General features: G+C 27.3%; 3 protein-coding genes. All 3 read left to right on the forward strand.

Features of this window, described 5'->3' with window-relative positions; translation table 11 throughout:
* Positions 1-438 (forward strand): hypothetical protein (locus DMC01_RS12145; protein ID WP_427846133.1); only part of this gene is annotated, 438 nt, incomplete at its 5' end.
* A 488-nt stretch (positions 439-926) separates the two neighbouring features.
* A complete protein-coding gene (locus tag DMC01_RS13965) occupies positions 927-1,073 on the forward strand; it encodes a hypothetical protein (protein ID WP_185908936.1) in 147 nt (48 codons plus the stop codon).
* 774 nt (positions 1,074-1,847) lie between these two features.
* Positions 1,848-3,203, forward strand: a 1,356-nt coding sequence (locus DMC01_RS13970; RefSeq protein ID WP_185908937.1) for a hypothetical protein, incomplete at its 3' end; no start/stop codon positions are given.

Below are 3,203 nucleotides of genomic sequence, written 5' to 3' on the forward strand. Positions count from 1 at the left end.
AATTATGGTAAATATGGAATTAATTTGGATTTATTGCATTCTGCAAATACACAGATATTTCTTTATTCAATTTTGCTAAATGGTGGCACAGAATCTACTCTGCTAAATAATGAATGCTTCTTTGGGAGCTTGAATTTAAATAAGAATTCAAGTTTTAATGCAATAAATTCAAATGAGAATTCAAATTTTAATGTTTTAAATTCAAGTGGTTTAAATTCAAGCAATAATTCAAATGCAAGAAATTTGAACAAGAATCCAAGTGCAAATGATTCGGATTCAAGCACAAGAGTTTCAAACAACAACTCAAATTCAAATGATTTAAATTCAAATTCAAGCAAGGCATATTCAAACAACGATTTAGATAAAACAAAGCCTATTTATTATTTAGAATATGATGAATCTGATAATGCTATACACATTCTATTTTATACTATTTGATATTTTAAAGTTTGTTCGGATATAATTTTAAGATTCGCGAAAGTAATGAAAACAAAAGGACATATTTTTGAAAATTCCCATTTATACACAAATCAAATCAAAGCTAGAATTGAAAGGACTAGATTCTACTACAAGCGGACAGATTGCGTGGTTGTATTTTAGTGGCATATTAAGTGTTATATGTGGATTTTTCATATGCTTGTATTGGGCATTAAGACTTAATTTAGCCGATTTTGTTAATGTGTTTGTTTTTATTATTTTCTTTTCAAGTATTTCGCTTTGGTCTATTCTTACATTTTTGCATAAAAAATTTCTGCTTTGGGGATTTTTGTTTGTTGTGTTTTATTTTGTTTCTATATTTGTAAAAGTTGCTAGTTTATGGATAATTGAATCGTTTATAATTATACTTTTTTAGTTTTTGTATTAAATTGGTTTATTGTATTTTTTGCCTTTACAGGTCAAATCTTATTACGATAAATGGAGGCTTTATGAAATATTATGTAACTATTTACATAGATGTGTTTTTTGAAAAAGATTTATTGAAACTCGACTTTACTCACGCATTTTTAGGGCTTACCAAAGGCAAAAGCCCTTATGAATTAAATAAAGCAAATAAACGAAGTGTATTTCTATGAATCAAAAATTTAGCATAGGCGATTTTATATTTGATTGTTTTATTTGCTTATTCCTAATGATAATATCATATATCATATTTTTCATACCGACACTATTTTTACTGACACCTATTTCATTGTTATTGCCATCCAATTTTCATATACTCAATGGTTTTGGGGATTGGGCTTTATTATTTACCTTATGTCATATATTATTATTTATTGCTTGGTTTTATTTTTTAGAAAAGAAAAATATCATAAAATATAGAATGTGTAAATCTAGCTTTTGGTGTGTTTTTATATTATTTGCGGCTTTTTGGTGGTATTTTGCTTATGCTCTTGCCAATACACCAAAATGAAAAATTATAAGGATTTAATATGCCCTATTTTGTAACAATCTATATTCACCCAATACGAGATGGGATACCTCACGCATTTTTAGTCTTGACACGCAAACATCCTAATGAGCTAGATGAGTAAGGTATGCTTATATGAAACAAAAATTTGAATGGGGTAAGTTTGTGCTTGATTGTTTTATCTGCTTTATGGCAACAATAATATCTCCATTTGCATTATTTTACCCTATGAAAATAATTTTAGGTTCATTGCCTATATTGTCAGATGTAAGCATTTTTATTGGCATTGTTTTGCCAAGTTCTCTTGTTCTTTGTATAATAAGTATTTTTTACAAAATTTATAAACCAAGTTTGATTTTTGGCTGCGTAATGTTAGTCTTATTTGCTATATATATTCAGTATATTTTCAACTTTTCTTTTACAAAATAAAAGGATTATTATGCCATATTTTGCAACTCTTTATATAGAAACAATAAAACCAAAATTGGCTTTATTGCCAATTGAAATGCCTCACGCATTTTTAGGCTTGACACGCAAACATCCTGATGAGCTGGATGAACTTGCATTTGAAAAGAATATAGAATATTGGGATTATAATATTGGTAAAATGGTAATATTAACAAAAGAGGAAATTAAATGGTATGAAAAATTTGAAGCTATTGACTATAACGATGGATTTTATGGATTTGCTCCTGTGGAATCTAATAATCCAACTCATTGGGGCAAAGTTTTTGAAAACAATCATTTTGTGCCAAAATGGAATAGTAATAGGCAAATATATGAATACACACAAAGAGCAAAAAGTAGCTTTAATGAAAATAATCGCTGTGTTTTTGAAATTTCAAAAGAACAATATGAAGCATTGTTAGAATCCATAAAGCAAGATGTTCAAAAAACGAAAGATAGAAATGCTAATTTACAAAAAGATAATAGTAAATTAGTGAACCTTGAAACTTTAATGCGAAATTTATACTACAGTTCAAATCCCTATTATGCACTTTACAACTGCACCACTTGGGCTTTGCATAAACTAGATTCCATAGGCATAGAAGTTATAGATATAAATGAGTGGATACCAGATATACTACCAAATCCAAGTTTAAAACTGCAAACAACAAAACTTGTTTTAAAACAAGTTTTTGATATAGAGTTCAATTTAGTAAATACGTTTAAAGATTCTACAAAAGATATAGAATACTATCACGATGTTTTTAATAAATTTCAATCAATAGATAAAAATTTAGAATCCATAAAGGGTGCAAAAGCATTTAGAATGTGGGCTAGAAGTATGATAGAAAATAACTATATTTGCCATATTGATTACAAAATCTTAGAACAAAAGATACAAACTTATTGCACAAAAAATATGAGCGATAAATACTATAATAGAATCAAAAAATTTTACACAATCAAATCCCAACTTCAAAGCATTTACAACAAATTAAATTCTATGCTAGAAAAAATCATCTCACAAGTAAATGATACAAACCTAAAGGGCAATTTTGAATTTATTTATTGGGATAAACAAGATGAGCGAATAAAAACATTAAAATCTAACAACAATTATGAATCTAGCATATTAAAAGAAATGGATTTAAGTAAGGCTGCTAATGAATATACTATTTCAAAATTTTTGCCTTTTATCTTTATCTCTAAGGATAAAACACTTTCACAAAAACTTTATCATAAATATAACTACGGAAATGTGTCAAGTGAATATCAAATAGCTAGAAATGAATTTTATCAAAATGTATTAGCAAGAATACAAAGTGATAAATATTGGAGTAGTAGCTAC

The organism is Campylobacter troglodytis (genome assembly GCF_006864425.1).
Taxonomy (GTDB): domain Bacteria; phylum Campylobacterota; class Campylobacteria; order Campylobacterales; family Campylobacteraceae; genus Campylobacter_D; species Campylobacter_D troglodytis.